Annotated in this window: 22 protein-coding genes; 12 read left to right on the top strand and 10 right to left on the bottom strand. The window is 65.8% G+C overall.

The annotated features are described in order from the left end of the window. Positions 1-8 precede the first annotated feature (8 nt). From BM115_RS12180 to BM115_RS12210, 7 genes are read left to right on the top strand one after another with little or no spacing between them, the layout of a single operon-like run. Positions 9-1,016: a zinc-binding dehydrogenase gene (locus BM115_RS12180; RefSeq protein ID WP_177219907.1), complete on the top strand. Its 1,008-nt coding sequence runs from the start codon at positions 9-11 to the stop codon at positions 1,014-1,016. A 56-nt stretch (positions 1,017-1,072) separates the two neighbouring features. Next, positions 1,073-1,495 carry a PaaI family thioesterase gene (locus BM115_RS12185; RefSeq protein ID WP_092294031.1) on the top strand — a complete coding sequence of 141 codons (423 nt, stop codon included), beginning with the start codon at positions 1,073-1,075 and terminating at the stop codon, positions 1,493-1,495. 6 nt (positions 1,496-1,501) lie between these two features. Continuing rightward, positions 1,502-3,028: a class I adenylate-forming enzyme family protein gene (locus tag BM115_RS12190; RefSeq protein ID WP_092294033.1), complete on the top strand. Its 1,527-nt coding sequence runs from the start codon at positions 1,502-1,504 to the stop codon at positions 3,026-3,028. A gap of 30 nt (positions 3,029-3,058) precedes the next feature. Further along, positions 3,059-4,150 (top strand): ABC transporter substrate-binding protein, encoded by a 1,092-nt coding sequence (locus BM115_RS12195; RefSeq protein ID WP_255370788.1) that lies wholly within the window; start codon positions 3,059-3,061, stop codon positions 4,148-4,150. Then, positions 4,147-5,490, top strand: coding sequence for an acyl-CoA thioester hydrolase/BAAT C-terminal domain-containing protein (locus tag BM115_RS12200; RefSeq protein WP_092294037.1), 1,344 nt, complete (start codon positions 4,147-4,149; stop codon positions 5,488-5,490). Before BM115_RS12195 ends, BM115_RS12200 begins: the two co-directional genes overlap by 4 nt. Continuing rightward, positions 5,487-6,245, top strand: a complete 759-nt coding sequence (locus BM115_RS12205) for an ABC transporter ATP-binding protein (RefSeq protein WP_092294039.1) — start codon at positions 5,487-5,489, stop codon at positions 6,243-6,245. The genes BM115_RS12200 and BM115_RS12205 overlap by 4 nt, the downstream gene beginning before the upstream one ends. Further along, positions 6,235-7,020: an ABC transporter permease gene (locus tag BM115_RS12210; RefSeq protein WP_092294041.1), complete on the top strand. Its 786-nt coding sequence runs from the start codon at positions 6,235-6,237 to the stop codon at positions 7,018-7,020. Before BM115_RS12205 ends, BM115_RS12210 begins: the two co-directional genes overlap by 11 nt. A 189-nt stretch (positions 7,021-7,209) precedes the next feature. Here the strand turns inward: BM115_RS12210 and BM115_RS12215 are convergent, their stop codons facing one another. Beyond that, positions 7,210-11,085 carry an autotransporter domain-containing protein gene (locus BM115_RS12215; protein ID WP_143093879.1) on the bottom strand — a complete coding sequence of 1,292 codons (3,876 nt, stop codon included), beginning with the start codon at positions 11,083-11,085 and terminating at the stop codon, positions 7,210-7,212. A gap of 491 nt (positions 11,086-11,576) precedes the next feature. Here BM115_RS12215 and BM115_RS12220 point away from each other — a divergent pair, with 491 nt between their 5' ends. Continuing rightward, positions 11,577-12,236 carry a carbonic anhydrase gene (locus BM115_RS12220; protein WP_092294045.1) on the top strand — a complete coding sequence of 220 codons (660 nt, stop codon included), beginning with the start codon at positions 11,577-11,579 and terminating at the stop codon, positions 12,234-12,236. 416 nt (positions 12,237-12,652) lie between these two features. Here the strand turns inward: BM115_RS12220 and BM115_RS12225 are convergent, their stop codons facing one another. Beyond that, positions 12,653-12,997 carry a hypothetical protein gene (locus BM115_RS12225; protein WP_143093880.1) on the bottom strand — a complete coding sequence of 115 codons (345 nt, stop codon included), beginning with the start codon at positions 12,995-12,997 and terminating at the stop codon, positions 12,653-12,655. A gap of 132 nt (positions 12,998-13,129) precedes the next feature. Beyond that, positions 13,130-13,696: a TetR/AcrR family transcriptional regulator gene (locus BM115_RS12230; RefSeq protein ID WP_092294049.1), complete on the bottom strand. Its 567-nt coding sequence runs from the start codon at positions 13,694-13,696 to the stop codon at positions 13,130-13,132. A 118-nt stretch (positions 13,697-13,814) separates the two neighbouring features. On the opposite strand from BM115_RS12230, the gene BM115_RS12235 reads away from it, so the two are divergent. After that, positions 13,815-14,459, top strand: a complete 645-nt coding sequence (locus BM115_RS12235; RefSeq protein ID WP_092294051.1) for a glutathione S-transferase — start codon at positions 13,815-13,817, stop codon at positions 14,457-14,459. Between the two features lie 191 nt (positions 14,460-14,650). Here the strand turns inward: BM115_RS12235 and BM115_RS12240 are convergent, their stop codons facing one another. Next, on the bottom strand, positions 14,651-15,595 hold the full coding sequence (locus tag BM115_RS12240; RefSeq protein ID WP_255370789.1) for a LysR family transcriptional regulator: 945 nt from the start codon (positions 15,593-15,595) through the stop codon (positions 14,651-14,653). Positions 15,596-15,714: 119 nt separating this feature from the next. Between BM115_RS12240 and BM115_RS12245 the strand changes: the two genes are divergently transcribed. Both BM115_RS12245 and ggt read left to right on the top strand, forming a co-directional pair. Beyond that, positions 15,715-16,698, top strand: a complete 984-nt coding sequence (locus BM115_RS12245) for a tripartite tricarboxylate transporter substrate binding protein (protein ID WP_092294053.1) — start codon at positions 15,715-15,717, stop codon at positions 16,696-16,698. Between the two features lie 2 nt (positions 16,699-16,700). Further along, positions 16,701-18,326 (top strand): gamma-glutamyltransferase, encoded by a 1,626-nt coding sequence (gene ggt, locus BM115_RS12250; protein WP_092294055.1) that lies wholly within the window; start codon positions 16,701-16,703, stop codon positions 18,324-18,326. A gap of 15 nt (positions 18,327-18,341) precedes the next feature. On the opposite strand, the gene BM115_RS12255 is transcribed toward ggt, so the two are convergent. From BM115_RS12255 to BM115_RS12280, 6 genes are all read right to left on the bottom strand, one after another. Further along, complete coding sequence (locus BM115_RS12255; protein WP_092294057.1) at positions 18,342-19,532, bottom strand: M24 family metallopeptidase; 1,191 nt, start codon at positions 19,530-19,532, stop codon at positions 18,342-18,344. A gap of 8 nt (positions 19,533-19,540) precedes the next feature. Next, complete coding sequence (locus BM115_RS12260; protein WP_092294058.1) at positions 19,541-20,509, bottom strand: Bug family tripartite tricarboxylate transporter substrate binding protein; 969 nt, start codon at positions 20,507-20,509, stop codon at positions 19,541-19,543. A 146-nt stretch (positions 20,510-20,655) separates the two neighbouring features. After that, positions 20,656-21,267 carry a TetR/AcrR family transcriptional regulator gene (locus tag BM115_RS12265; protein WP_092294060.1) on the bottom strand — a complete coding sequence of 204 codons (612 nt, stop codon included), beginning with the start codon at positions 21,265-21,267 and terminating at the stop codon, positions 20,656-20,658. A 109-nt stretch (positions 21,268-21,376) separates the two neighbouring features. Continuing rightward, the gene (locus BM115_RS12270; protein WP_092294062.1) at positions 21,377-22,375 is read right to left on the bottom strand and encodes a tripartite tricarboxylate transporter substrate-binding protein; all 999 of its coding nucleotides are present in this window, start codon (positions 22,373-22,375) and stop codon (positions 21,377-21,379) included. Positions 22,376-22,424: 49 nt separating this feature from the next. Beyond that, positions 22,425-23,600, bottom strand: coding sequence for an acyl-CoA dehydrogenase family protein (locus BM115_RS12275; protein WP_092294064.1), 1,176 nt, complete (start codon positions 23,598-23,600; stop codon positions 22,425-22,427). Between the two features lie 9 nt (positions 23,601-23,609). After that, positions 23,610-25,163, bottom strand: a complete 1,554-nt coding sequence (locus tag BM115_RS12280; protein ID WP_092294066.1) for an AMP-binding protein — start codon at positions 25,161-25,163, stop codon at positions 23,610-23,612. A 105-nt stretch (positions 25,164-25,268) separates the two neighbouring features. On the opposite strand from BM115_RS12280, the gene BM115_RS12285 reads away from it, so the two are divergent. Beyond that, positions 25,269-26,159 carry a LysR family transcriptional regulator gene (locus BM115_RS12285; protein ID WP_092294068.1) on the top strand — a complete coding sequence of 297 codons (891 nt, stop codon included), beginning with the start codon at positions 25,269-25,271 and terminating at the stop codon, positions 26,157-26,159. Positions 26,160-26,275: the final 116 nt, after the last annotated feature.

Below are 26,275 nucleotides of genomic sequence, written 5' to 3' on the forward strand. Positions count from 1 at the left end.
CTCAATCCATGCAAGCGCTGGTGCTCGACGCACACGGCACCGTCGAAGAACGGCTGCGCGTCGTCGCCGACAAATCCGTACCCAAGGCCGACGAAGGCCACGTCGTGATCAGCGTAGGGGCGTCGTCCTTCAACTATCACGACGTCTTCACCGTCCACGGCATGCCCGGCATCAAGGTGCCGTTTCCTGTGGTGATCGGCCTGGATCTTGCCGGCACGATCACCGAACTGGGCGCCGGCGTGACCGGGTGGAAAGTCGGCGACCGCGTACTGGTGAACCCGCTCAAGCCTGGCGTGGGCCTGATGGGCGAGATGACCGATGGCGGCATGGCACAGTTCGCGCGCGTGGATGCACGTCAGTTGATCGCCCTTCCGGACAACGTCACGTTCGCGCAGGCCGCCGCACTGCCGGTGGCCTACGGCACGGCACATCGGATGCTTGTTACCCACCAGACCGTCAAGGCCGGCGACAAGGTGCTGGTACTAGGCGCCAGCGGAGGCGTGGGAACGGCCACGGTACTGCTGGCAAAGATGCTGGGCGCTGAAGTCATCGCTGCGGCGGGATCCGACGACAAGGGTGCGCGACTCAAGGCACTGGGCGCTGACCACATCATCAACTATCGCGAGGTCGATTTCGGCAAGTGGGTCATCGAGCGCTACGGCAAGCCGCAGCGGCGTACCTTCGATGGCGGTGTCGACGTCATCGTCAATTTCACCGGAGGCGATACGTGGCTGCCCTCGATCAAGAGCCTCAAGCGCGGCGGCACGCTGCTCGTCTGCGGGGCCACAGCCGGCCATGACCCGAAGGAAGACCTGCGCTACGTCTGGAGCTTCGAGCTGAACATCAAGGGGTCGAACAGCTTCTACGACGACAACCTCAAGGCCCTGCTGGCACTGGTTGCCGACGGCAAGCTCGATCCGGTGATCGACAGCGTGCTCCCGCTGGACCAGGCCGCCAAAGGGCTGGCACTGATCCGCGACCGCGCCGTGCTGGGCAAGGTCGTGGTGACGCCTTAAGGCATCGACGCAAGCCGCTTTCGCACACGCCTCCTCACCGACATCGATACGAGAACATGACACAGACCACCACCCTCCCCTCCGCCGCAGAGGTACAGGCACGATTGCTCCGCGGCCCTTATCACCAATGGCTCGGCCTGCAGGTCGAATCCGTCTCCGAAGGCGAGATCACGTTGACCGCGAAGTTTCGCGACGAATGGATCGTCAACCCTGACGGCGGCTACATTCATGGCGGCATCCTGGCCGCGCTGGTCGACCTTGGCGCTGACTGGGCGCTGGTTTCGCACACCGGCAAGGGGGTGCCGACGGTGGACCTGCGCGTGGACTACCATCGCCCGGCGCGCGGCGATCTGAAGGTCGTGGGCACGGTCATCAAGACCGGGCGCCTGGTGAGCGCAGCCGAGGCCAATGTCTACGACGCCGAAGGCCGTCTGGTGGCCAGCGGCCGGGGCGTTTACGCCACGCCTGCGCAGGCTTGACGCATCATGGCAGCTGAAGCGCACGCGGCACAGGGCCGCAATCTCGGGAGCGTGATTGCCCGCGACGCCGATCCCGCCACGCTGGCCATCGTCGGCGTCGGCGCGAACGGGGAGGCAACCCAACATACGTACGGCGCCATCGATGCCGCCGCGGACGCCATTGCGCGCGGCCTGCTCCGGCGGGGCCTGGTGCAGGGCGACCGCGTCGCGCTGCTTGGCGTGAATTCAGTCGACTACGTCGTGTCACTACTCGGCATCATGCGCGCCGGATTGATCGCGGTGCCGGTGAATTTCAAGCTGCCACAGGCACTGGTCGACTATATCGTCGACGACAGTGGCGCAAAGCTTGTGCTGTGCGACAAGGCGAAACACGCGCAGGTGCCCGCCGGCGCGCCCGTCATCGCGTTCGGCTCATCCGAATACGCGGCCCTGAGTGCGCCGAGCGGCGATACATCGCCTTTCACGCCGTACGCGCCCGCCGATGAAGACCTGGCGCTGCTGCTCTATACCTCCGGCTCCACGGGGCGGCCCAAGGGTGTGCGCCTGAGCCACGCCAGCCACCTCTGGGTGGTGCGGGCACGCCAGGCCAGCACACCGCTGACCAACGAGCGCGTGCTGATTGCCGCGCCGCTGTACCACATGAATGCGCTGGCGCTGATCCTGCTGGCGTTGGCCTGCCACGCGCCATTGGTGCTGCTGGACCAGTTCCAGGCCGCTGCCTATATCGATGCGATCGGACGCCACCAATGCACCTGGCTGACCGCTGTGCCGCCGATGATCGCGATGATGCTGCGCGAGCATGAATTGCTGGCCCGCACCGATCTGAGCAGCGTGCGGGCAGTACGCATGGGATCTGCGCCGGTCAGTCCCGCGCTGAAGGCACAGATTCATCAGTTGCTGCCCAATGCGCGCGTCATCAACGCCTATGGCACCACCGAGGGCGGCCCCGTGGTCTTCGGCCCACATCCCGATGGGCTGCCTACGCCAGCGCAATCAGTCGGCTATCCGCATCCCGCCGTGGCGATGCGGCTCATCGACGAGCGGGGTCAGGCGGCCGATGAAGGCGTGCTGGAGTTGCGTAGCCCCGGGCTGATGCTTGGCTACCACCAGCGTGCGGAATTGCGGCCCTTCACCGATGACGGCTATTACATCACCGGCGACGTGTTCCGCCGCGATGCCGATGGCTTCTACACCTTCGTGGGCCGGCGCGACGACATGTTCGTCAGCGGCGGCGAGAACCTTTACCCAGGCGAGATCGAGAAGGCGCTGGAGAGGCACGAAGCTGTGCAGCAGGCCAGCGTAGTCCCGGTTCCCGATGAGATCAAGGGCACCAAGCCGGTGGCATTCGTGGTGCTGCGTCCAGGCATCGCGCCGCCCACCGAGCACGCGCTGCGCCAATGGTCGCTGACACAGCTGGCCGCCTATCAGCACCCGCGGCAGATCTGGTATGTCGATGCGCTGCCGCTGGCCGCCACGCAGAAGATCGACCGGCGCGCACTGGCCGACGAAGCCGTGCGCCTACTGGTTCCATAACACCCCCCCGATTGCAATCCGCAGGAGTCCATGATGTTGTTCTGCAAGCCGGCGCGCGCCGGCGCCATCCTCGCCGCGCTCGGCACCACCGCTCTCTTCGCCACCTCGGCCCAGGCGCTCGATGAAGTCACGGTGGCGCTGGCCATTCCCCCGGCGGTCCACGACGGTGCGCCGTATGCCGCCGCCGAAGCGCTGGGCCTGTTCAAGGAGGCCAACCTTAGCGTCAAGACGATCGTCTTCCAGGGTGCTGGCGCCCTGCTGCCCCAGGTGGCGGGCAAGCGCGTGACGTTCGGCTATCCAACATCGGAACCGGTCATCGCGAGCTATTTCTCGGGCAAGGACCCGCTGCCACTGCGCTATTTCTATAACGGGGTCCCAGGCAATACGATGGAGTTTGCCGTGCTGGCCGATTCGCCGATCCGCACCCTGGCCGACCTCAAGGGCAAGCAGATCGGCGTGGGCGCGCTGACATGGGGCACGATTCCGGGCGGCCGCGCGGCGCTGCGCATCGCAGGCCTGGAGCCGGGCAAGAACGTCGAGTACGTGGCAGTGGGCGCGCTCGGAGCGGGGTTCCAGGCGCTGCGCACCCATCGCGTTGATGCGCTGAACTTCAACAGCAGCTGGGACGACATGCTCGAGTTCTCCGGCACAAGGATCCGGCGCATCGCGTATCCGGCGGTGTTCCAGGAGACGGCCGGGAACGGCTTCATCGCGCACGTCGATACCCTGCGCGACCAGCCCGACCTGGTGCGCCGCTTCGGCCGCGCCTACACCCAGGCCCAGATCGTTTGCGAGGCGAATCCCGCATTCTGCGTCAAAGCGTTCTGGCAGCAGCATCCGGAGACCAGACCGGCCGGCGACGAAGCCAGGCAGCTCGCCGAGGCGTCCGAACTGCTGACGCGCCGGCTGAAACGCGTGCTTTACACGCCGTCGGGTACGCTTCGCGTGCCGGGCCAGTACGATCTGCCGGCCATCCAGCGCGGCATCGATGCCATGGCCAAGGCCGGCGAATATCCCAGCGCCGACGTGCCGGTACAGAAGATCTTCTCGAACGAGTTTGTCCAGGCGTTCAGCGACTTCGATCGCGCCGCGCTGGTACGTCGCGCAAAGGCAGCCCAATGACCCGGCATCTGCACGCGCGAATCGATATCGCGCCGGCTGACGCGCTGGTGGATGTGCCGCGCGAGATCACGCTGCGAGGTTTCAACGGCGACGAATGCGTGGCCCTGGCCGCCACCTTGAACCATCCTGACGGCAGCCAGTGGGAAAGCCAGGCCGTGCTGACTGCCGATGCCGACGGCACGGTCTCGGTCAGCGCCACGGCTCCAGTCAGCGGCGACTGGATCGTTGCCGACGCCACCGCGCCGGTCTGGGCGATGCGGCGGCTGCGCGCCCCCACGCGCCCGGCATGGAGCGAAGGCACCGCACCGCTAGAGATCGCGCTGACAGCCACGGGCCAATATGGCGCACAGGCGCGCGCGCAATACACCTTGCGGTTCCTGGCGCCCGGCGTCACGCATCGGCCGGTACGCGAAGCGGGGCTTAGTGGCACGCTCTACACCCCGGCGAGCCCCGGCCCGCATCCGGCGGTACTGGTGCTTGCCGGTTCGGGCGGCGGGATGCACGAACAACGCGCCGCGCTGTACGCCTCGCACGGCTACGCGGCGCTGGCGCTCGGCTATTTCAAGGCACCGGGCAGGCCAGATCATATCGACGACACACCGCTCGAATACTTCGAAACCGCGCTACGCTGGATGCACGATCGCCTGGCGCCCCGGCACGGATTCGTTGCGATTTCAGGCGTGTCGCGCGGCGGTGAACTCGCGCTGCTGCTGGCGTCCTGCTTCCCTGCGCTGGTCTCGGCCGTCGTCGCGTACGTACCCAGCGCTGTGGTGCATGGCACGCTGCGCGCGGGCCATCCTGACAAGCCACGCGATGCCACCGCGTGGACATGGCGCGGCGCGCCGCTGCCCAATGTCTGGCGCGACAACCCCGACGCCGACTGGCACGCGTTCGATCATCCGCCCGCACCCGGCCAACCGGTACGTCAGGCAGCCGCTTTCCATACACCGCTGCGCAACGCCGGGGCCATGGCACGCGCCCGCATCCCCGTGGAAAACATCCTGGGACCCGTTCTGCTGATATCGGGCACCGATGACGGTTTCTGGCCATCCACGCTCTACAGTGACCAGGTGGCCGACGTACTGGGCCAGCGCAAGAACGGGGCGCCCGTAGAGCACGTGCGCGGCGAAGGCGCCGGACACGCAATCGGGCTACCGCAGTTGCCCGCAACGCTGATCGCAAAGCCGCACCCGGTGGCCGGCCTGCTGCTCGATGGCGGTGGCACCGCGATGGCTAACGCCAGGGCGAGCGCCGTCTCTTGGGCACGGGTGGTCAATTTCCTCGCCGACGCCGAGCAGCGGTCGGCAAGCGGTCATGCTGTGGGAGCGCCCGCGTCATGAGCGCCGCACTCTCGATATGCGGCGTGGGTCTGACCTATCCGACGCGTTCCGGCCAGACCGAGGCCCTGTCCGACGTCGATGTGGAGATCGGTGAAGGCGAGTTCGTCGCCTTGCTCGGCCCCTCGGGATGCGGAAAATCCACGCTGCTGCGCCTTGCCGCCGGCCTGCTTTCACCGACGCGCGGACACATCGCACTGAATGGGCGGCCCGTCGAGGGGCCCAGCCGCAGCACCGGCGTGGTATTTCAGAAGCCGAGCCTTCTGCCCTGGAAGAGCGTACGCGAAAACGTGCTGCTGTCAGCACGCACGCAGGGACTGGACCCTGCCCGCGCAAAGGCCCGTGCGGATCAACTGCTCGACCTTGTCGGCCTGACCGCCTTCTCCGAAAACTATCCGTTCGAGCTGTCGGGCGGCATGCAGCAACGCGTCGGCATCGCGCGCATGCTGCTACCTGACCCCGCACTGCTATTGATGGACGAGCCTTTTGCCGCGCTGGACGCGCTGTCCCGGGAGACCCTGACCTTCGCGCTGCAGGACATCTGGAGCGTCCAGCGCAAGTCGGTGTTATTCATCACCCACAGCATTCCCGAGGCCGTGTTCCTGGCCGACAGAATCCTGGTCATGTCGCCCCGCCCTGGCCGCATCGTGGAGTCACTGCCAAATCCGCTGGCGCGCCCGCGCAGTCTCGACACGTTCGACAATCCGGAGTTCACCACGCTCACCCAGCATCTGCGGAGACATTTCAATGCCCACTGACACCGTGGCCCGGCGGCTGCCCGCACTGGTCTATCCCGCCATCAGCATCGGCCTGCTGCTGCTCGCCTGGGATCAGGCCGTACGATGGCTTCGGATTCCCGACTACCTGCTGCCACCGCCAGAGGCGGTGTTTCGTTCGCTCGCAGATGGCTTTTTCACGGGCACGCTGTGGCCGCATATCGGCGCCACGCTGCTCAATACGGTGGCCGGCTTTGCGGTGGGCAGCGTGCTGGCCGTGGTACTCGGCGCGTTGCTGGCGGAATCCGAGACTTTCGAACGCTTTGTCTACCCTCTGCTGGTGGGCCTGCAAGCCACCCCGAAGGTAGCGCTGGGACCCATCCTGCTGGTCTGGTTCGGTTTTGGCGCAGCATCGAAGATTGTGCTGGTGGCCCTGGTCTGCTTCTTTCCGCTGTTCGTCAACACGGTCAACGGCATCCGGCGCACCGATCCCGAACTGCTCGAAGCGTGCCGCGCCTTCAGCGCTTCGCGCGGTTTCCTGCTCTGGCACGTAAAGCTGCCGGCAACGCTGGGCGACATCTTCTCCGGCTTGCAGATCGGCGTATCGCTGGCATTGATCGGCGCCGTGGTGGGCGAATTCCTCTCCGCGCAGCGGGGGCTGGGTTTCCTGATTGCGTCATCGTCGGTCAGCATGAACTCGGCCACGATGTTCGCGGGCGTATTGCTGCTTGCGCTGACAGGGCTCATTGGCGTGGAGGGGGTTCGGGCCGTCCACCGGCGTGCCGTCTTCTGGCATCCGACGGTACGGGGCCGATAGCAGCGGCGAGAAATCTAGACCAACAGACCGCGTGCGTCCGAGATCGGCCGTGGATTCAACCGGTCGACGGATCGTTGTCTCACTCCAGCCGACACCTGCGCCAGAGTGCAATGCGCCGCGCAAGGGAAATACAATCGGTGCTCTAAGGGATTTTAGGCAATCAGCTGGTGATCCACCGAAGCACGATGTTTAAAACCTCCACCGCAATCCCACCGTCCCGGTATGGTCCTGGTTGCCGCCGCCAAACTGCCCGGTATAGCGCAGGCCGAGCGTGGCCATGGGCGAGATGGCGAAATCGGCGCGCAGTTCGGCCAGGGCCGCGTTCTGGGCGATCGGGGCGCCCGTCACCGTGAACGGCTGGCTGCCGTCGAACGCCAGCGTTGTGGCCGGGCGTACGTCGCCGAACGCGTGGCGCCAGCCCGCCCCGACGTAGAACGCCGCGTCGGTGCCGCCAAACTGGACGCGCGCGCTGGTGCGCAGGCCGAGCGTGGTGGTGGTCAGCGTGTTGCTGTCGCCCGGGCTGTGCAGGGCCGTCGAGCCGCCCGTCTCCGCGAAGCTGCGCGTGCGTGTGTCGCTCCAGGCCACGCCGGCATACGGCTCGAGCTGGGTTGCCGCCGATAGCGGCATGGCGAAGCCGGCTTCCGTGAAGACCTGCGCCGTGCTGGCGTGATAGCTGGCCGTCAGGGACTGGACCGTGCTGCCCCCGAGGCTGGCCTGCCGGTCGGTGTCGGCGTCGTGCCAGCTATAGGCGGTGCCGAACAGCCATTTGAGCTTGCCGCCGCCGAGCGCGAAGGCGCGGCCGCCATATAGCGTGGCGCTGAAGGAATCGGTGATGGCGCGCGAGGACCGTTCGCTCACGCGCAGCGTGCTGTTGGCGTAGCCGAACGCCCCGCCGATGCGCCAGTCTTGCCCCACCGCCCCGTCGCCGCCGAGATAGAAGCCGCCAGTCTGCTGGCGCGCGCGCGCCGCATCGGCACTCCCATGGAAATTCTGCCAGTTGCCAAGCACCTCCACCCAGAGCGGCTGGGCGGCGGAAATGGGCAGCGCTGCGGCCGGCAGGGGGCCGCCTAGCTGGGCGATGGGCGCGCCGGGCAGCATGCCGGCGGACAGGCTGTCGTTCAAATGCGCCAGCGGCAGCGCCCGTGCGCCACCGGCCAGGGTCATCAGACCCGTGGCCACGCTGGCGTGGGCCTCCCCGGAGAGACTGTCGAAGACAGCCGGCGGCGCGCCCTCGGGCAACGTCACCACGGCTTCGTGCACCGGGTTGCTGTCCGACAGGGTCTCCAGTGCGTTGGCCACGGCACGCTGGTTGCCGGTGACCGCGGCGTCGGCAAAGCGCATCGGGCGCGGGGCGGCTCCGCCAATCCCGCCACCTGCGCCGCCACCCGTGCCCGGATCGACTGGCGAGACGGGCGATACAGGGTCCGTCACGTCCTTGCGCGCGAGTGCCAGGGTGACCTCGTTGGGGCCATATGTCAGCGTCGGGTCAAGGAACGCGTAGTTCGAACTTACCGACGCAAAGCGGCCCTGCACCGTCCCGGCCGTCAGGATGCTGTAGCGGCGCGTGGACGCGAAGTTGCCGTCGGGGCCGACATGGACCACCGCACCGCCGAGTGTGGCCGTACCGCTCACCGCCACGCGGTCGCTGGCCGACGAGGCCGGGTCGGCTTCCACGCGATAGGTCGAACCGGCGGCCAGCGTCAGGTCGCCGATGACGGTCAGCGTGCCGATGGAATTGCCCGGTGCCAGCGTGCCGCCCGATGCAATCACGGTACTGCCCACGCTGCCGGCGCCGCCCAGCGTGGCGCCGTTGTTGACCGTGACCGCACCCGCCACGCTGCCGTTCACGGCCAGCGTGCCCGCGTTCACCTTCGTCGCACCGGTGTAGGTATTCGTGCCGCTCAGCGTCAGCGTGCCGGTGCCGATCTTGATCAGACCGCCGCCGGTGCCGCCACCGGCCCCGCCATCCTCGATCGTGCCGCTCACGGTGGTGGAGGTGTTGTTGCTGCCCACGGTCAAGACGTTCTGGCCGAGCTGGAAGCGCCCCGCCCCCGCGATGGCGCCGGCGGTGATCCGGTGGTCGAAGGCCGGACCGGATGTGCCCGAGAAATCGACCCAGCCGCCCGCATCCGCCACCAGCGAGGCGTTGCCGGCGGTACTCCAGCCCCAGAACTCGGTATAGCTGCCACTGCGAGTGGTGACCTGGCTGTTTCCGCCGGTGCTGCCCTCCTGGAAGGACATCACGCCCCCGTTGTTGACGATTGTGGCATTGGCCGCCGTGCTGCTGCCGAGCAGGTACGTGAACCCGCCGAGGTTCGTCACCTGGGCATCGCCAAGCGTGCCGGCGCCGTACAGGTTGATGTAGCCGGATCGATTGACCACCTGCCGGCCGCCCAGGTCGAAGCCGCCGTTCAGGCGCAGCGTTGCGCCGCCAGCGACACTGACTGCACCACTGCCCAGCGCGCCGTTGACGTTGGCGATCAGCGTGCCGGCGCTGACCTGCGTGCCGCCGGCATAGGCGTTCACGGCGTTCAGTTCCAGCGTGGCGTTGCCGGTCTTGGTCAGGCCGCCGGGGCCGTCGATGACACCGTTGTGCGTCAGCGTGCCATTCGTGACCTCGAAGGTGCCGCCGCCGGCACCGAGCGTGGTGGCGCGCGCGGTGGTCATGGCTGCGGTGGTGCGCAGCGTGCCGCCGTTCAGCCCGAGCGTGCCAGCTGCCGCCCCAAGGTTGGCGTCGGACGAAATCGCCAGCGTGCCGCCCAGGATTTGCCAGCTCGTGATATCCGTGTTGCTACCGGCGAGGGTCCAGACCGACGCGCCGATTTTCTCGAAATGCTCGAAGCCACGATAAAGGCCGGCGTTGCCGATGCCGCCGGTCAGCGTGGCAGCGCCCGTGTCGCCAGCCAGCGCCAACGTGTCGTCAGTGCCGTAGGCCTCGATGCTCCCCACGAAGCTGTTGGTCCAGAACTCGAAACGGTTCGTGCCGCCCGTGAACTGGACCGCCGCCGCGCCGGAGCCGCTTGCTACGATGGTCCCCTTGTTGACGATGGTCAGGTTGCTGCCGCGCACGCCCACGCCGGACGCACCCGTAGTGCCGTTCGCGGCCGGCGAACCATCGAAGTTCATGCCACCCTGGCCACCCGCGCCCCCCGCGCCCCCCCTGATCGTGCCCTCGTTCAGCAGCGTGGAGCCGCTGGCCAGTTCCATGCCGCTGCCGCCCATGCCGCCCTTGCCGCCCACGCTGCCGTAGAAATCGTAGACGCCGTCGCCGCCGTTGCCCCCGGTCCCGCCATTGCCACCCGCCACCACGGCATTTGCTTCGATATGTACCGTGGCTGCGCTGGTCAGCAACATGCCGACACCGCCGTCGCCGCCGTTGCCCGCGCCTTGGAGGCCCGCGATCGGCTTCGACCCACCGCCGTTCCCGCCATTGCCGCCCCGGCCGCCGGACACCCCGCCGCCCGCCTTCACCACGATCTCGGTACCGCCCGCGTGGATCAGGCCGTACCCACCTTCGCCACCGCCGCCGCCGCCCCCCTGATACGCTACCGGCAAATAGCCGTCATCGCCACCGTTGCCACCCTTGCCACCACTGCCGCCGAACACGCCGGTGGAGATGGTGGTCGGCACGGCACCCATCACCATGCCATCCGCGCCACCCCCGCCGCCACCGCCGCCGCCACCTGCGTACGAGGCATTGTCGAAGTTACCGTTGCCACCGTCGCCACCACCCTGGCCCGGCGCGGTACCCGCTGCGCCCGCCAGCCCCCGCGGCATCGCCTGGGACGCGTTGATGCCGCCCGCCCCACCGGCCGCGTTGCGCGCGCCGCCCCCGCCGCCGGTGCCGTCGCCATCGGGCACGGTCAGCCCACTCTGGCCAGCCTGGCCCGAAGCGACGCCGCCCAACCCGCCCGGCAGGTTAAAGCTGTAGCCCCCGGCGCCACCATTGCCGCCAGCGGCCTGCGCCGGCGACCCGGAAAGGGACATCATGAGGATGGCAACAGCGCCGGCAATGGCGCGCAGGCACGGCTGTTCACCAGCGGTGAGGCTCGAATCTCTTGTCATGCGAATTTGCGGCCGGCCAGGCCGGCGACCCTTTTCCCTGCGCGGCGACCAGCGGCTTGCCGCCTATGCGTGCGCTTTCATTGTTTTAATGTGCAGGCGGGCGCCCGTGCGAACATCAGTGGCATCGGCAAAAAGCCGAAACGGTGCACGAGATGGCCCCCTCGGGGCGGGATTTTCGCAATTTTGCGAATAGAAAGATACGCCTGAGTACCGCAGATATGCCTCAAAACAACAGCCCATATGTTTTAAGCCGCGCTTCGAGGTTAACGTTCATGCGTCCCGCACGCCCGATGCGCATTCACGGCTAGATGCGCAAAGGTGCCTCCCGCGTGGATCGCCAGGCGGACAGCGAGGCTGGCCGCGACACTTCTTTCGAGTCCCCGGTCCGTCGCCCTTCGGCTAGTCCCCAATCCCAGTTCATAATAACGACCGCGGCGCGACGAATGGAACGGCGTGTGCCTGCATCTCTTATTTCGACGTGGAGAACGCAAATGCGTGACATCATCGACGGCTTCCTGCGTTTTCAGCGAGAGGTCTATCCGCAACGCGTTGAGCTCTTCAAGCAACTCGCGACGACGCAACATCCAAAGGCGCTGTTCGTCACCTGCTCGGACAGCCGCGTCGTGCCTGAACTCCTTACGCAACGTGAACCGGGCGAATTGTTCGTGATTCGCAATGCCGGCAACATCGTGCCTTCGTACGGTCCAGAACCCGGCGGGGTCTCGGCCACCGTCGAGTATGCGGTCGCGGTGCTGGGCGTAAAAGACATCGTGATATGCGGCCACTCCGACTGCGGCGCGATGGGCGCCATTTCGCGGTGCACGTGTCTTGACCATCTCCCGGCGGTTGCGAGCTGGCTGCGCCATGCGGATGCCGCCAAAGCCATCAACGCGGTGCACCATTTCGACACGCCCCGCGCCAAGCTCGACGGGCTCGTGCGCGAAAACGTGATCGCGCAACTTGCGAATCTGCGCACGCATCCCTCTGTGGCACTAGCCCTCGAGCAAGGACGACTGAATCTGCACGGCTGGGTGTACGACATCGAGGCAGGTAGCATCGACGCACTGGACGGCACGACCCGACGCTTCGTGCCGTTGGCCGAGTCGCCGACGACAGTTGCGGTGACTTCCCATCACCACAGAAGCGTATGACTGCGCCCTCCCTTCGCGCCAGTAGGAAGGTGCCAGGAATATCGTAGCGCAGGCGTGTACGGTGGCGGCCGAGTGTTAGCCATTCGACACGAAACTCCAGGATGTCCTCGACATTCGGTTCACACCGGCGAGACGCGTGAGCGTCCGCCGGCGTGTGCCGTCAGTCGGCGTTGACGGTGATGCGGCGCGACTTGGCCAGGAGGGTATTTCCCATACCGTCAACGCCAATCGAAAATTGCGCAGCGATGGAGGGGAGAATTGTAGATATTGCCGGCGGCCCATAGGTCGCGGCACGCTCGTTCTTCGTTCACCATCCAGCGTGTGTGTGCCTCCGCCGCTGCCAAGCTGCCCAAGCCATTCCCACTAGAAACGCCAGTGCCGGGGCGAAGATAGGCACAGCCGCACGAAGGACCACTCTACTTACCGTCATGGCCTGCTCTCTCGGTCGATTCATTGATCACGGTTGGGCGATGCTTCCAAAGCAGGGCCTCCACGCCTTCCAACTGCAACAGGTCCACGCCGGTGACGATCAATCTCGCGCAATCGCCACCTGAGTCCTCGTGGGCCTCCGGGCTCTGAGCGCCTACGATTTCCACAATCAGGCTGCGAAGTGCGGGTAAAACTCCCTGCTCGCCCTCCTCGCCCACCGATTTCTGTGAAAGCTGGACGCTAACGGCGAGGCCGGGATAAGTGTCTCGCAAAGCCTGACAGGCACTGGCTGCTGAAGATTGATTAGAAAAGCTCGCCGTGATCGTGGACATTTCATCCTCCGTGTCCTGCGCATCGAAATTAGCGATTCCTGCAACCACCATGCCAAGTCGCGCGCCTTCATCGTGTTCGCCTCCGACCGTGGATGGTCAAGCCTAACCCGCGCCGGCGGGCGGTTCAGGCGACTAGGGAATGAGGCCGGCCTGGCGGCAGCCCATAACCGCGTTATCGAACAGGCCGATGTCCCGGCGCCCACGCGCCACCAGTTGCGCGCCTTCGATGGCGGCAAACATCGCCAATGCGCGTTGGCGGCGCTTCTGCACGCCCGCAAGTGGATCGTCCATTTCCACCACTCGCATGAGCCACGCGATATTGACATCGGTAAAACGGCCCACTTCCGAGCGCACGGCCTCAGGCAGGGCTTCCTGTTCCGCTGCCATGATTCCACAGAGGCACATACGGTTGCCGTTCAGCAGCGCGGCCCGAAAGATCGCCACATACGCGTCGAGCAGTGCCGTCGGATCCTCGGAGGTCTTGAGCAACTGTTCCAGCATCTCCGCGCCTGAATCCGTGTACTCGCGCGCCAAGGCTGCGCCGAGATCTCCCTTGGTGGGGTAATGGTGATGGACGGCGGGTCCTTTTATGCCCAGCCGAGCCGCAATGTCGCGGAAGCTGAGCGCGTTATAGCCCTGCGCTTGGACCATTCCTCGGGCTATTTCTAAGATGCGTTGTTTGGTGTTTGTCGAAGCCATGCCGCATTGTACTAAATGACTTAGCGCTAAGTAAGCTTGACGCGGTGCGAATGAGCCTTTAGGATCTGCCTACTTATCAATAGGTAAGCAACCCAAGAACGCGCGCTACAGGCACAAAATGAAAATCTTCGACATCCCAGGCTTTCCTAATCCGCTGCGCATCCGCATCGTTCTCGCTGAAAAATCGCTGGCCGACCGCGTGACTTTCGTGAAGATCGATCTTCCCGCCGCCGAGCACAAGCAGCCAGCCTTCCTGGCCATCAATCCCACAGGCACCGTTCCGGTGCTGCAGTTGGACGATGGCACGTACATTGCAGAATGCACGGCCATCACGGAATACCTCGACAATCTCGATGGCAAGCCGGTGCTGACCGGCCGCACGCCAAAGGAGAAGGGCGTCATCCATATGATGCAGAAGCGCGCTGAGTCTGAACTGATCGATGCGGTAGGCATCTATTTCCATCACGCGACGCCCGGGCTAGGCGCCGGGTTGCAGCCCTACAAGAGTCCGGACTGGACCGGACGGGTGGAATGGGGCAATCGCCAGCGCGAGAAGGCCGAGGCCGGTATGCGCTACTTCAACGCGGTGCTGTCCAAGCAAGCGTATGTGGCGGGTGACGCGTTCTCGATGGCCGATATCACTGTGTGGGCGGGGCTTCTGTTCGCGGGCTTTGCCGAGATTCCGGTGCCGGCCGAATGCGTTCATCTGATGGCATGGCGGGCCAGGATGGATGCGCGACCATCGGTCAGCCATCCGGCCTGACCGCGTCTCCCTCCGGTCAAGTCGCGCCGGCGTTACTTCGGCGCGCCCAGCTGCGGGGGTCCACCCGGCGCCGTTGTGTCGTCGCTCTTAAAGGTGTATTGAAATTGGTCACCGGGACGTGAACCATGAATTCGCCGATGCGCTGACTGCCGCCCCGATTCGGCAGACGGGCTGATCGTCCACACGCTTTCCTACTCCCCCTGCATCGTCCTCTTCGCTTCGCGCCGCAGGATCGAGACGAATTTCACCAGCGTTTCATCCTGGCCGCCACGTCGCCACACCACGCCGACTGGGCCGAACGAGCCCACGTCGGTCAGGGGCAGGCGGCGTACCAGCGAGCGGGCCACGAGGTGCCGGGCCATGGCGCCCGAGCAGACGCCCAGATAATCGCTGGCATGGAGAATGGATTCGAGAACCATGACCGATCCTGTCTCCAATGCCGGCACGATTCCCGCACCGCCCCGCTCCAGCAGCGTGTTTTCCAGCCGCACGCGCATCAGCGTATCGCGCGGCGGCATGGCCCATGGATAGGCGTACAGGTCCGTCCAGTCGATCTGGGTGGCGTCCGAGAGCGGATGGTCGGGTCCGACCACGATCGCAATATCGTCTTCGAACAGCACTTCGTGCTCAAGCGTCGGCCCATAGGCGCGTGCATCTATCGAGCCCACGATCAGGTCGAATTCGCGCTCTTCGAGCTGGCTCAGCAGCCTGTTAAAGACACCCTCCGACACCTGGAAGGCCACGTTGCCTTCGTCTTTCTGGAACGCGAGGATGGCACGCGGCAGCAGATGGGCGATCCCCGCCGTCACACTCCCAATGTGCAGCCGCGACACCTCGCCTCGTTCGAGCGAAACGAGTTCGTCATTCGTCCGGCTGACTTCGCCGAGCACGCGCAGCGCCAGCTTGCGCACGGCTTCGCCCGCTGGCGTCAGCCGCATCTGCTTGCCCCGTAGCACGAGCCGGGCGCCGACCAGTTCCTCCATCTCGCTGAGCCAGTGCGAGACGGCCGACTGGGTCATGTGGAGCCGGTCGGCAGCCAGCGTCAGCGTCCCCGCCTCGATCAGTACCAGGAACGACTCCAGATGGCGCATGCGCAACCGCCGGGCCCACGCTACGGCGTCTTGCGGTGACTGCATGAGCATTTCCTCATAGTAGGTTCGTAAGTTTTCATTGGCGACGACCGGGAAGTCGCGGCAATAATGCGATAGCAGCGGCCGCACTGCAACCACGACACGACTGAAGATAAGGATACGACATGAGGAAAATCTCCACTCGGGGGACGATGCTGGCTGCCGCGCTGGCGCTGGGCGCCACGGGGCCGGCCTGGGCCTGCGGGGAGGCCGGTAACACCAGCCCGATCCGCCTGGTGGTCTCGCAGCAGGCCGGTGGTGGCACCGACACGCTGGCACGCATGTGGGCCGAAACCGCGCGGCGGGAACTGGGCACGACGGTCGTCGTCGAGAACAAGGCTGGCGCTGGCGGCGTCATCGCGGCGAAGTACGTGCTCGGCCAACCTGCCGACGGCTGCACGCTCTTCCTGGCCGGCGTGTCCCAGATGGTGCTCAATAAGTTCGCCTACGCGCCGCTTGCCTACAAGCCTGAAGTCGACTTCGCGCCGGTGGCAGTGCTGACGACCACGCCTTTCGTGCTGGTCGCCAATCCGCAATCCGGTATCCGCACCCTGCAGGACCTTGAGGCGATGGCGAAGGCCAAGCCCGACGCGATCAACTTCGCATCGTCGGGCAAGGGCAATTCCACGCACGTCATCGTGGAGTTGTTCCAGAAGAACCAGAAGCTCCGCATGACCCATGTGCCCTACAAGGGCGAGCCCGATGCCATCGTCGGGACGGTCAGCGGACAGACCCAGGTCATGGCGCCCACCGTCGCCACCGCCACGCCGCAGATTCAGGCCGGCAAGCTGGTTCCCTTGGTGCTGTTCTCGCCGAAACGCGTCCCCGAACTGCCTAACGTGCCCACCGCATCCGAGCTGGGCCTGACGGGGTTCGACGACCTCGGCTGGATGGGGATTGCTGCCAAGGCTGGCACACCGCCTGAAACGATCCGCCGCCTGCACGCCGCCTCGCAAAAATTCCTGACCGACAGCGCCGTGCTTCAGAAGATGAAGACGATGCAGGTGATCCCGATGCCGGGACCGTCGAACCTGCTGATGCAACTGACCGAACGCGACACCGCCCGGCTGCAGAGCGCGATGTCCGACGTCGATTTCAAGGCGAACTGACCATGAGCACGCGTGGAATGGTGGTGTGCCCGCAGCCGGAAGCTGCGGAATCGGGCGCGGAGATCCTGAAAGCCGGCGGTAACGCCATCGACGCCGCAGTGGCGTGCGCGCTCGCCCAGACCGTGGTCGATCCGCTGATGTGCGGTATCGCCGGATTCGGCACCGCAGCGGTCTACCTGCCCGGCAGCAACGTGCATGAGTATTTCGACTTCCACGCGACCGCGCCGGGCAATGCCCGACCGGACATGTGGGCCGACCTGCTCGAAGGCGAAGCCCGCGACGGCTTCGGCTTCTTCATCAAGGACCGCCTCAACGACATCGGCTATCAGTCCGTCGCCACCCCGGGCACGCTGCGCGGACTCGAGGCGATGCACGCCGCGCACGGCCGCCTGCCGTGGGCCGAAGTGGTCGCCCCGGCCGTCGACTGGGCGCGGCACGGCTACTTCGTCCGCCCCGGCATGTATGCCTTCTGGAACGACGACGCCACCTTGGGCCGCGCCAGCAACCGGGAGCGGCTGGCCTTCAGCGCATCGGGCCGTACGCTCTACTGCAAGGCGGATGGCAGTCCCAAATCCGTTGGCACGCCCATCGTCAATCCCGACATGGCCAACGTGCTGGAGCGGATCGGTCGCGTCGGTGCCGACGATTTCTATCGTGGTGAAATTGCTGCTGCGATCGTCGAAGACATGCAGCGCCATGACGGCCTGATTTCGAAAGCGGATCTCGATGACTATCAGGTGGTCCGACAAAAGCCGCTGTTCGGTCGATACCGCGACCGCGTCGTGGCGACGAACCAGCCCCCCGGCGGTGGCGCCATGTTGCTGGAGATGCTGCACGCGCTCGAACAGTTCGACCTGGCGGCCATTCCGCACAACTCGCCCGAGTACCTCACGATTCTGTGCGAGATCATGAAGCAGGCCACCGTCGACAAGGACCGCCATATCGGCGACCCCGCCTATGTCGACGTCCCGCTCGACTATCTTCTGTCGGCCGAGCGGGCGGCGGCAACGGCCGACGCGGTGCGTAGCGGGCAGCGTGTCGAAGTGACGCGCGTCAATCCGGGCCATGCGGTGCCGCGCGACACCACGCATCTCTCGGTGGTCGATGGCGATGGCAACTGCGTGTCGCTGACGCATTCGCTCGCCATGCCGGCCGGGGCGATCACACCCGGACTGGGGTTCATGTACAACGGCTGCATGGGCGTGTTCGATCCCCGGCCCGGTCGGGCTGGGAGCATCGCGCCGGGCAAGCGCCGCTTCACGTCGTCCTGCCCGACCATCGTGTTCCGGGATGGCAAGCCGGAGATCGTGCTCGGCGCGCCCGGGGGCACCCAGATCGCCATGGGCGTGCTGCAAGCCATCCTGAACGTGGTGGATCGCGGCATGACGATGCAGGAGGCCGTGTCGGCGCCCCGGTTCTCGTCGACCAGCAACGCCATCGACATCTGCAATCGGGTACCGCGGGCAGTGGCTCGGCAACTTGAGCAACGCGGCTACGAAGTCATCCGAAATCCCTACAACTACACCATCGGCTGGGTGCACGCTGTGCGACTCAGCGACGGCCGCCTGCAAGGCGGCGCCGACCCCGGACGCGATGGCGTCGCCTACTCGGTGGAATCGTTGATGTAGGGCAGATGCGGCGCGCTACCCAACCGTGGCGTACGCCAACGTCTTCGGCGTCTGGACGATCACCTCAGGCGCATCGCCAACAATGACGGTGTCGTCCAGACGAAAGCCGCCGAGACCGTAGACGTACAGGCCCGGCTCGGCCGAATAGACCTCCCCGGCCAGCAGTGCCCGCGTGTTGAATGCCATGTCTTCGGGGTACTCATGCAGCATGAGGCCCACCGCGTGGCCGGTCCTGTGGAAGACGAATTCCCCGCATCCCGCGGCTTCGATCACGGCCTGCGCGGCGGCATCCATATCGCAGACGCGCCGGCCGACCACGGCGGCGGCCACCGCAGCGTCCGTCGCCTGCGCGGCTACACGATAGAACTTCGCCTGCTCGTCGCTCAGCTGGCCGCAGAACCACGTACGTTCATTCTCGACGTAGAGCCCGTTCAGCCTCGGGAGTACGAGGTTGACGATGGTGTCGCCCTTCGCAATGCGCGCGCCGCAAAAGGCGCCATCGCCGTGCGGGGAAGCGGATGCAGCGCCGGTGAGGGTCCAGCACTTCAGGATCTCGAAGTCCTCGCCGGGGAACCGCCTCGCCGCTTCTTCCACCATCAGCGCCGCCATGGCGTGGTCCAGCTCCTGAACCAGACGGCCGGGGCGAATGTTCTCCCGGTACCGATCCTGGACCCAGTCGGTCAGGCCGGCCAACGCCCGCATGTTCTGGAGTTCCTCTTCATGCTTGACCCACCGGAGGCTGCGCATCTCGGCAAGCGCCGGTCGCAACGTCATCTCGGGAAGGTGGCGCTGCGCCCCGGCCAGAATGGGATGCGGCACGTCCACAGCAATGCGCGACATCGCCAACCCCTTCTGGCTCAACAAGCCTGCTACCACCTCCGGCAGTTGCGACGGCAAGGCAAGACGGTTGGCCACACGCGGGTGCTCGGCATAGTAGGTCACGTCCGACAGCCAGACCGTGCCCTTCTCCGTGGCGAAGCGCATGTGGTTGGTGGAGAGCTCGTTCATCACCGCGAACGTATCTCCGTTACGCGGCACGACAACGAACACCGGTCGCTCCCAAGGCCACACATCGAGCTGGAAGTTCGTTGCGTACTGGAAGAAGTCGGGCGTGCCGAACACCAGGGCATCCACGCGCAAGCGGTCCATCAGGCGTCGCATGGCCGACAGCCGGTATTCGTGTACAGCGTTGGTCAGATGAGGCATGTCGTGGCCTAGAGAGAGATGTTGAGACGGCGAATGGTGGGGCCCCACGCGTCGGCATCGCGCTTCATATAGCGCTCGACTTCCGAAGGCGGGCCCTTGATGGCATCCAGAAACTGGAATCCCAGCTTTTCCTTGAACTGCGGATCGTCAAGAACATGGTTGATATCCGCGTTGATCTGCTGGACCACCCCCGGCGGCGTGCCGGCCCGCGCCACGATCGCGTACCAGCCTGGCACCTCGACGTCGTAGCCCAGCTCCTTGAACGTAGGCACCGTCGGCAGCGCAGTCAGGCGCCGCTCACCGGTGACCGCCAAGGGCAGCAGTTTCTTGCCCACGATGAACGGCTGCACACCCGCCACGACGTTCATCATCACGGGCGTTTGTCCATTCATCAGGCTGGTCGATCCCCCCGTCCCGTTGAAGGGCACGTGCTGCATCTTGATGCCGGTGCGCTCCGCCACCAGTTCCATGGCGAGGTGCGTGGAGTTGCCGATGCCCCCGGACGCAAAGCTGATCTCGCCGGGCCGTGCCTTGGCCATGCGCACGAAATCCTGGAACGTTTGCACGTGCAGGGATGGAGCCGCGACGAAGACGAACGGCGAGTTGGCGAGCATGGCCACGCCAGTCAGGTCCTTGGTCGGCGAGTACGGCAGCTTCGGATAGAGGAAGGGATTGAAGGCCAGGTTGGACACGCCGGCAAAGAACAGCGTGTGGCCATCGGCCGGCTGCCCCAGTACGTACGAGATGGCCAGCGTGCCGTTGGCGCCTGGCTTGTTCTCCACGACAACCGGCTGCTTCCACGCCTGCCCGAGCTTCTCGGCCAGTGCGCGTGCCAACACATCGTTGCCCGTTCCACCCGCCTGCGGCACTACCAACCGGATGGGCTTGGTCGGAAAACCTTGCGCGCCGGCGGTGGCCGACAGCGCCAGTGACGCAACCGCCGCAGCAGTCCATCCCCATAACTTTTGCACGTTCATCTCGCACCCTGAAATCATCTGTTTCGTCGCTACCGCTAGCGACGATGACCGAAATGTACCATGTGGTACACGATGGGACGAAATTGGGGTTTACGCGAGCGCGCAACGACGGTGTCGGGTGAGAGTGCTTCGGGGGTCGGTCGGGGCTACGCGCCCTTCTTCGACTTTCCAGGCGAGGTCATCTTGCTGGCGAAGTACTTGAGCGCGGCCGTGGTGCCCTTGCGGTCGCCCGTCGTGATCAGGTCCAGCAGCAGGCCGCGAATCGTCGCCACTTCGACGCGTGCGAACAGCCGCGCTTCCTCCGCGCTGATGTGCATGGCTTGCTGCAAGCGCTCGGCAATCACGGCGGTCCAGCTACCAATGACATCGTCAAGAAAGCCGCTGAAGCGTTCACGATCCCGGATAGCTCTTCCGTAGATTTCGAACAGCAACTGCATGATGGGCAGATAGCTCGACGCGGAGTAGCGCTCCCATGCCGCCACCAGGGTCGCTTCCGCATCCAGTCCATCCACGTGCAATTGCTCACGTGCCTGCTGCTCGGCATGCCGCACGCGGAACAGCAGTGCCTGCCAGAAGCCATCAGCGGAGCCAAAGTAGTAGATGAGCATCCGGTGGCTGGTTCCCAGTGCATCCGCCACACTGCGCAACGACAGATCCCCAAGACCGTTCTCGAGAACATGCACGGTTGCCGCATCGAGCAATTGAATGGCCTGCTCGCTAGCGGAGCGGTCGGGCGGCGAGGCTTTGGTTTTTGGCATCCTTGGCTTCGGAGTCAGGAATAGGGCGCGGGGTGCAAAATGTACCATGCAGTACAAGACGGCAACGCTCTCTTCATTCGTCGGCCTGGCCGCAGCGCCACGCTGATCGCTATCCAGCCTCGCCTTTCATCCCGATCTTCGTCACCAGCGCCCCGTAGCGTGAGGTTTCCGCTGCAACCAGCTCCGCGAACTGTGCAGTCGAGGCGCTCTTGCGAATCTCCCCGCCATTGGCCTTCATCGTGGCGTCCAGCTTGCCGCTGGCTTGCAAGGCGGCTACCGCCTCGAACAGCCGCCTGGCGATCGGGGCAGGGAGGCCCGCTGGCGCGAACAGTCCACTCCAGTTGTCGAGCACGAAGCCGGGCGGTAGCGATTCCGCCAGCGTCGACACTTCCGGAAAATGTATGGAACGCGCCGCCGCGGACACCGCCAGCGCGCGCACCTGTCCCTGCCGGATCATCGGCGCGGCCGTGCTGAGCACAGGCATGCCGAACTGCGTCTGCCCGCTGATCATCGCGGTGAGGATTTCGTTGGCGCCCTTGTACGGGATGTGCACCGCTTCCGTGTGCGTGTCATGCAGCAGCGTTTCCACCGCCAGATGCGACACACTGCCTTTGCCGCCCGAACCATAGTTCAGCGCGCCGGGTCTCTTGCGCATCGCGTCGATCAGTTCGCGGGCCGACTTGTAGGGCGACGAAGCCGGCACGGCAAGCACCACGGGCCCGCCCGACAGCGCCGAGATCGCCGTGAAATCGCGCGACGGATCGTAGGGCGGTTCGCGATACAGGTGCACATTGATCACGTGCTGGTTGGCCAGCACGCCCAGCGTGTAGCCATCGGGAGCCGCCCGCTTCAAGGCGCGCGCGCCGATGATGCCGCCGGCCCCGCCGACGTTCTCCACCACCAGCGGTTGCCCCAGCACCGGCCCGAGTTCGGCCGAGATGGTTCGGGCGATGGAATCCGGCGCGGTGCCCGCGACAAACGGCACGACGAGCCGGATGGGCCGGCTGGGATACGGTGCGGCGGCCAGCGCCACGCGGCCAAACGTGCCGCCCAGCGCCGCGGCGCCGGCGGCGGCGCCTGCGCTGGCAAGCCATTGACGACGATTCATGGTTGTCTCCTGATAGGCGCGCGGTCTGGGCCGCGTCACCGGTCTGCGTTCAGGCAGCAGCGGGATCGAGGATCGCCTTGGCAATCGTGTTGCGCTGGATCTCGCTGGTGCCGGTGAAGATGCGGAACATGCGCAGCTTGCGCCAGGTCTGCTCCACGGGATGTCCGCGTGTCACGCCCACGTTACCGTGGATCTGCACGGCCTTGTCGGCCACTTCGAAACAGCGCTCGGACACGAACAGCTTGCAGGCGGCGGCCTTCATGCGCAGGTCGGCGCCGGCATCGGCCAGCATCGCCGTCTGCGCAATCATGCTCTCGCAGGCCCACAGCGCTGCCGCCATATCGGCCAGCATATGCTGGATGGCCTGGAAGCGCGCGATCGGACCGCCAAACTGCCGCCGTTGTCCCGCGTACTCGACCGATGCCTGGTACGCGCGCGTCGCCAGCCCGAGCATCGAGGGGCAATGCAGCAGTCGGTTCACGTTGATGCGCGACATGCCGAGCTTGAAGCCCCGCCCTTCCCCGCCGAAGATGTTGGCGCGCGGCACACGCACGTTCTCGAAACGGATATCCGCATCGATATGCTGGCCGGACATCGGCACGTAGGCCTGTTCGACGGTGACGCCGGGCAGGTCAAGGTCGACCAGCACTGCGGTGATCGCGGGCGGCGTGGTGCCTGCATCGGTCACGCACATCACGATGGCGAAGTCCGCGAACGGTGCCCCGCTGATGTAGTGCTTCTGGCCATTGACGACCAGATCGTCGCCATCTGCCACGGCGGTGGTCCGAATGCTCTGCGCGTCAGATCCGGAATGGGGTTCCGTCAGCGCGAAGCAAGTGGACTTCTCGCCCCGGATCACCGGGCGGAAGTAGCGCGCCACCTGGTCTGGCGTGGCGTACTTGAGCATATTGCCCACGCGGGGCGGGCCACCCAGATCGCCCAGCACGTGCGGTGCCAGTACCGCGCCGCTGGCGGCAAGGTCGGCCTTGAGCGCGCACTGCTCCTGGATGTTGAGTCCCTTTCCGCCAAGTTCTACCGGCAGGCAGGCGGCGTAGAGGCCCAGTTCGCTCGAACGGCGCCATACCTTGCGCAGCACCTCGCGCGGCCATGGGTCTTCAGTGCCCAGACCGAGCTCCTGTTCGAGCGGGCGCAGTTCATCGTCGATGAAGCGCGCCACGGCGGCCCGCGTATCGATCAGCACCGGATTGGTCAGATGGTCGAACATAAGCACTCCTCAGTTCACGCGGCGGCCGGCGCCGGCCCAGTACTGCTCGCGCACGAGCTTGCGGGCCAGCTTGCCGCTGGCGTTCTTGGGTAGTTCCGCCACGAAGTCCACCGAGCGCGGCGACTTGTAGTCCGCAATGCGCGCGCGGCAATGGCCGATCAGTTCGTTCGCGCTGGCCTGCCGGCCCGGCCACAACGCCACGACAGCCTTGACGCTTTCGCCCCAGGTATCGTCCGGCACGCTGATCACGCACGCCTCCATCACGTCGGGGTGCTGGTACAGCGTGGCCTCCACTTCGTTCGGATAGACGTTGAAGCCGCCCGAGATGATCATGTCCTTCTTGCGATCGACGAGATAGATATAACCCTCCGCATCCACGCGGGCGAGATCGCCGGTATGGAGCCAGCCATCGACCAGCACCTCGCTGGTCAACGCCGGCTCGCCCCAATAGCCCTGGAACACGTCTGCGCCGCGAATCACCAGTTCGCCGATCTCTTCGCCGCTGACCTCCTCGCCGCACTCGTTGACCACGCGGACTTCGGTCTCGCCCAGCGCGCGGCCGCAGGACGCCAGCCGCTCGGGGTATTCGTCGATGGCCAGTGCATGGTCGACCGTGGAAAGCCGCGTGACGCCGGACGTCGATTCGCTCGCGCCATAGCCCTGCGACAGCACCGGGCCGATGCGCTGCCACGCCTCGCGGATGCGCGCCGGCGCCATCGGTGCGGCGCCATAGGCCAGCGTCTTGAGGCTGCTCAGGTCGGCAGTGGCAAGCGTCGGCTCGGCCAGCAACATGTTGATCATCGCCGGCACCATGAAGACATGGGTCAACTGCAGGCGCGCGACCTCGGCCAGGAAATGCGCGGGCTCGAACTTCTCGAACAGCACCAGCGTGGCGCCGAGGAACAGGTACGGCTGCATCAGCATGCCGGAGGCATGCGTGACTGGGCCGATCAGCGCGAGGCGGTCGCCGGGGCGCGCGGGCCGGTCCATGGTCAGGATCATCTTGCGCAGCGCCGCCAGCCGGTTGCCATAGCTCTGCATGGCCGCCTTGATCTTGCCCGTGGAGCCCGAGGAGAAATGCAGCACCGCCAGATCGTCGGGGTGCGGCGTGTAGTCGATCGCTGCCATGCCGCCACCGGCCACGAGCGACTCATAGTCACCATGGCCCGGTGCCCCGGTCTCGATGGCGAAGAAGTGCTCCACGCTGCCAAAGCCTTGGGTATCCCGCGAGTAGCCGGTATATCCGGGCCCCACGATCATCACGCGCGGCGTGCAGTTCTCCACCACGTCGGAAGCCTCGGCGGCGGTGAAGCGCGGGTTCAGCGCCGCCTTGACGAGCCCGGCCTTGTACAGCGCGCATTCAATCTCGACGATCTCGGGGCAGTTGCGTGACTGAATCGCCACGCGGTCGCCCTTGCGCAGGCCCAGCGCCAGCAGCGCGTTGGCCAGCCGGGTCGAACGGTCTTCAAGCTGGCGATAGGTCAGCACGCGGTCTCGGTACAGCACAGCGGGGTTATCGCCCCAGTAACGCGCCGCGCGCCTGAGGAAATAGGCGAAGGACATGGGTGTCTCCTTGATGGCTTGGTTTTTGTGCCCCCAGTCTGTAAGCTGCGGCCCATCACCACAATGAGGTAAGTGGCATGAAGCCATAACCATCAGGAATGCCATATGGAGACGCGGGATCTGGACTACGTGCTGGCAGTGGGCACGCACGGCGGAATCGGGCGGGCGGCAGACGCGCTGGGCATGACCCAGCCCGCGCTGACCAAGGCCATCCAGCGCGTGGAAGCGCAACTCGGCGTGTCGCTGTTCGAGCGCACGGCGCTCGGCATGCGGGTGACGCCGGCTGGAGCGGTGTTCCTGGAACGGGCGCGCCGCATCCGGCTGGAATACGAAGACGCGCTCAAGGAGATGCGCGGCATCCAGACGGGGGAACTGGGCTTGCTGCGGCTGGGCTATTCGCCGTCGATGCCAACCGGGCTGGTGCTCGGCGCGTGCCGCCAGTTGATCCGGGAGCGGCCGGTAGCCAGGCTGCGGCTGACAATGCGCGTAGCGCGCGAACTGATGGATCTGGTGGAGACCGGCGAACTGGACCTGGCCTTGGCTCCCCTGCCGCGCCAGCCCAACCCGGCGCTAGAGATGCGGGAACTGTTCACCGACCGCCTCGCCGTGGTCGCCGATGAGGCCCATCCGCTGCAGCAGCGGCGCAACCTCACGCTGGCCGATCTGGTCGGCCAGCAATGGATGCTGCCCAGCGCCCACGTATTGATTCGCCAACAACTCGAGGCCGCGTTTGCCGAGCTTGGCCTGCCACCGCCCATCCTGCGCGTGGAGACGGATTTCGGCAGCGCCACGCTGTTCGACCTCGTGCGCGGCACCGACATCCTGTGCATGGCCGCTGCCAACGGCAACAGCCGGATTGCCGGACTGCACCCGATCGCGCTGCGCGCCGATGCACTCGACCTGGGCCGCCGCGTCGGCGTGCTGTCGCGGGCGGGCGCCTACCTGTCCCCGCTCGCGAACCGGATGGTGGATCTGCTCGCCGCGAAGTCGGCGTGAGCGAATTCGCTGGCCAGTGGCAGCCGCTTCCGCCCCTATGCTTTGGCATAGGTGTCGATGGCTCTTCGAACAATGATGCGGATACAGACTGAGAATTGGCGTCCGACCTCCATCTG

The sequence above is a fragment of the Cupriavidus sp. OV096 genome (genome assembly GCF_900115455.1).
Classification (GTDB): Bacteria; Pseudomonadota; Gammaproteobacteria; order Burkholderiales; family Burkholderiaceae; genus Cupriavidus.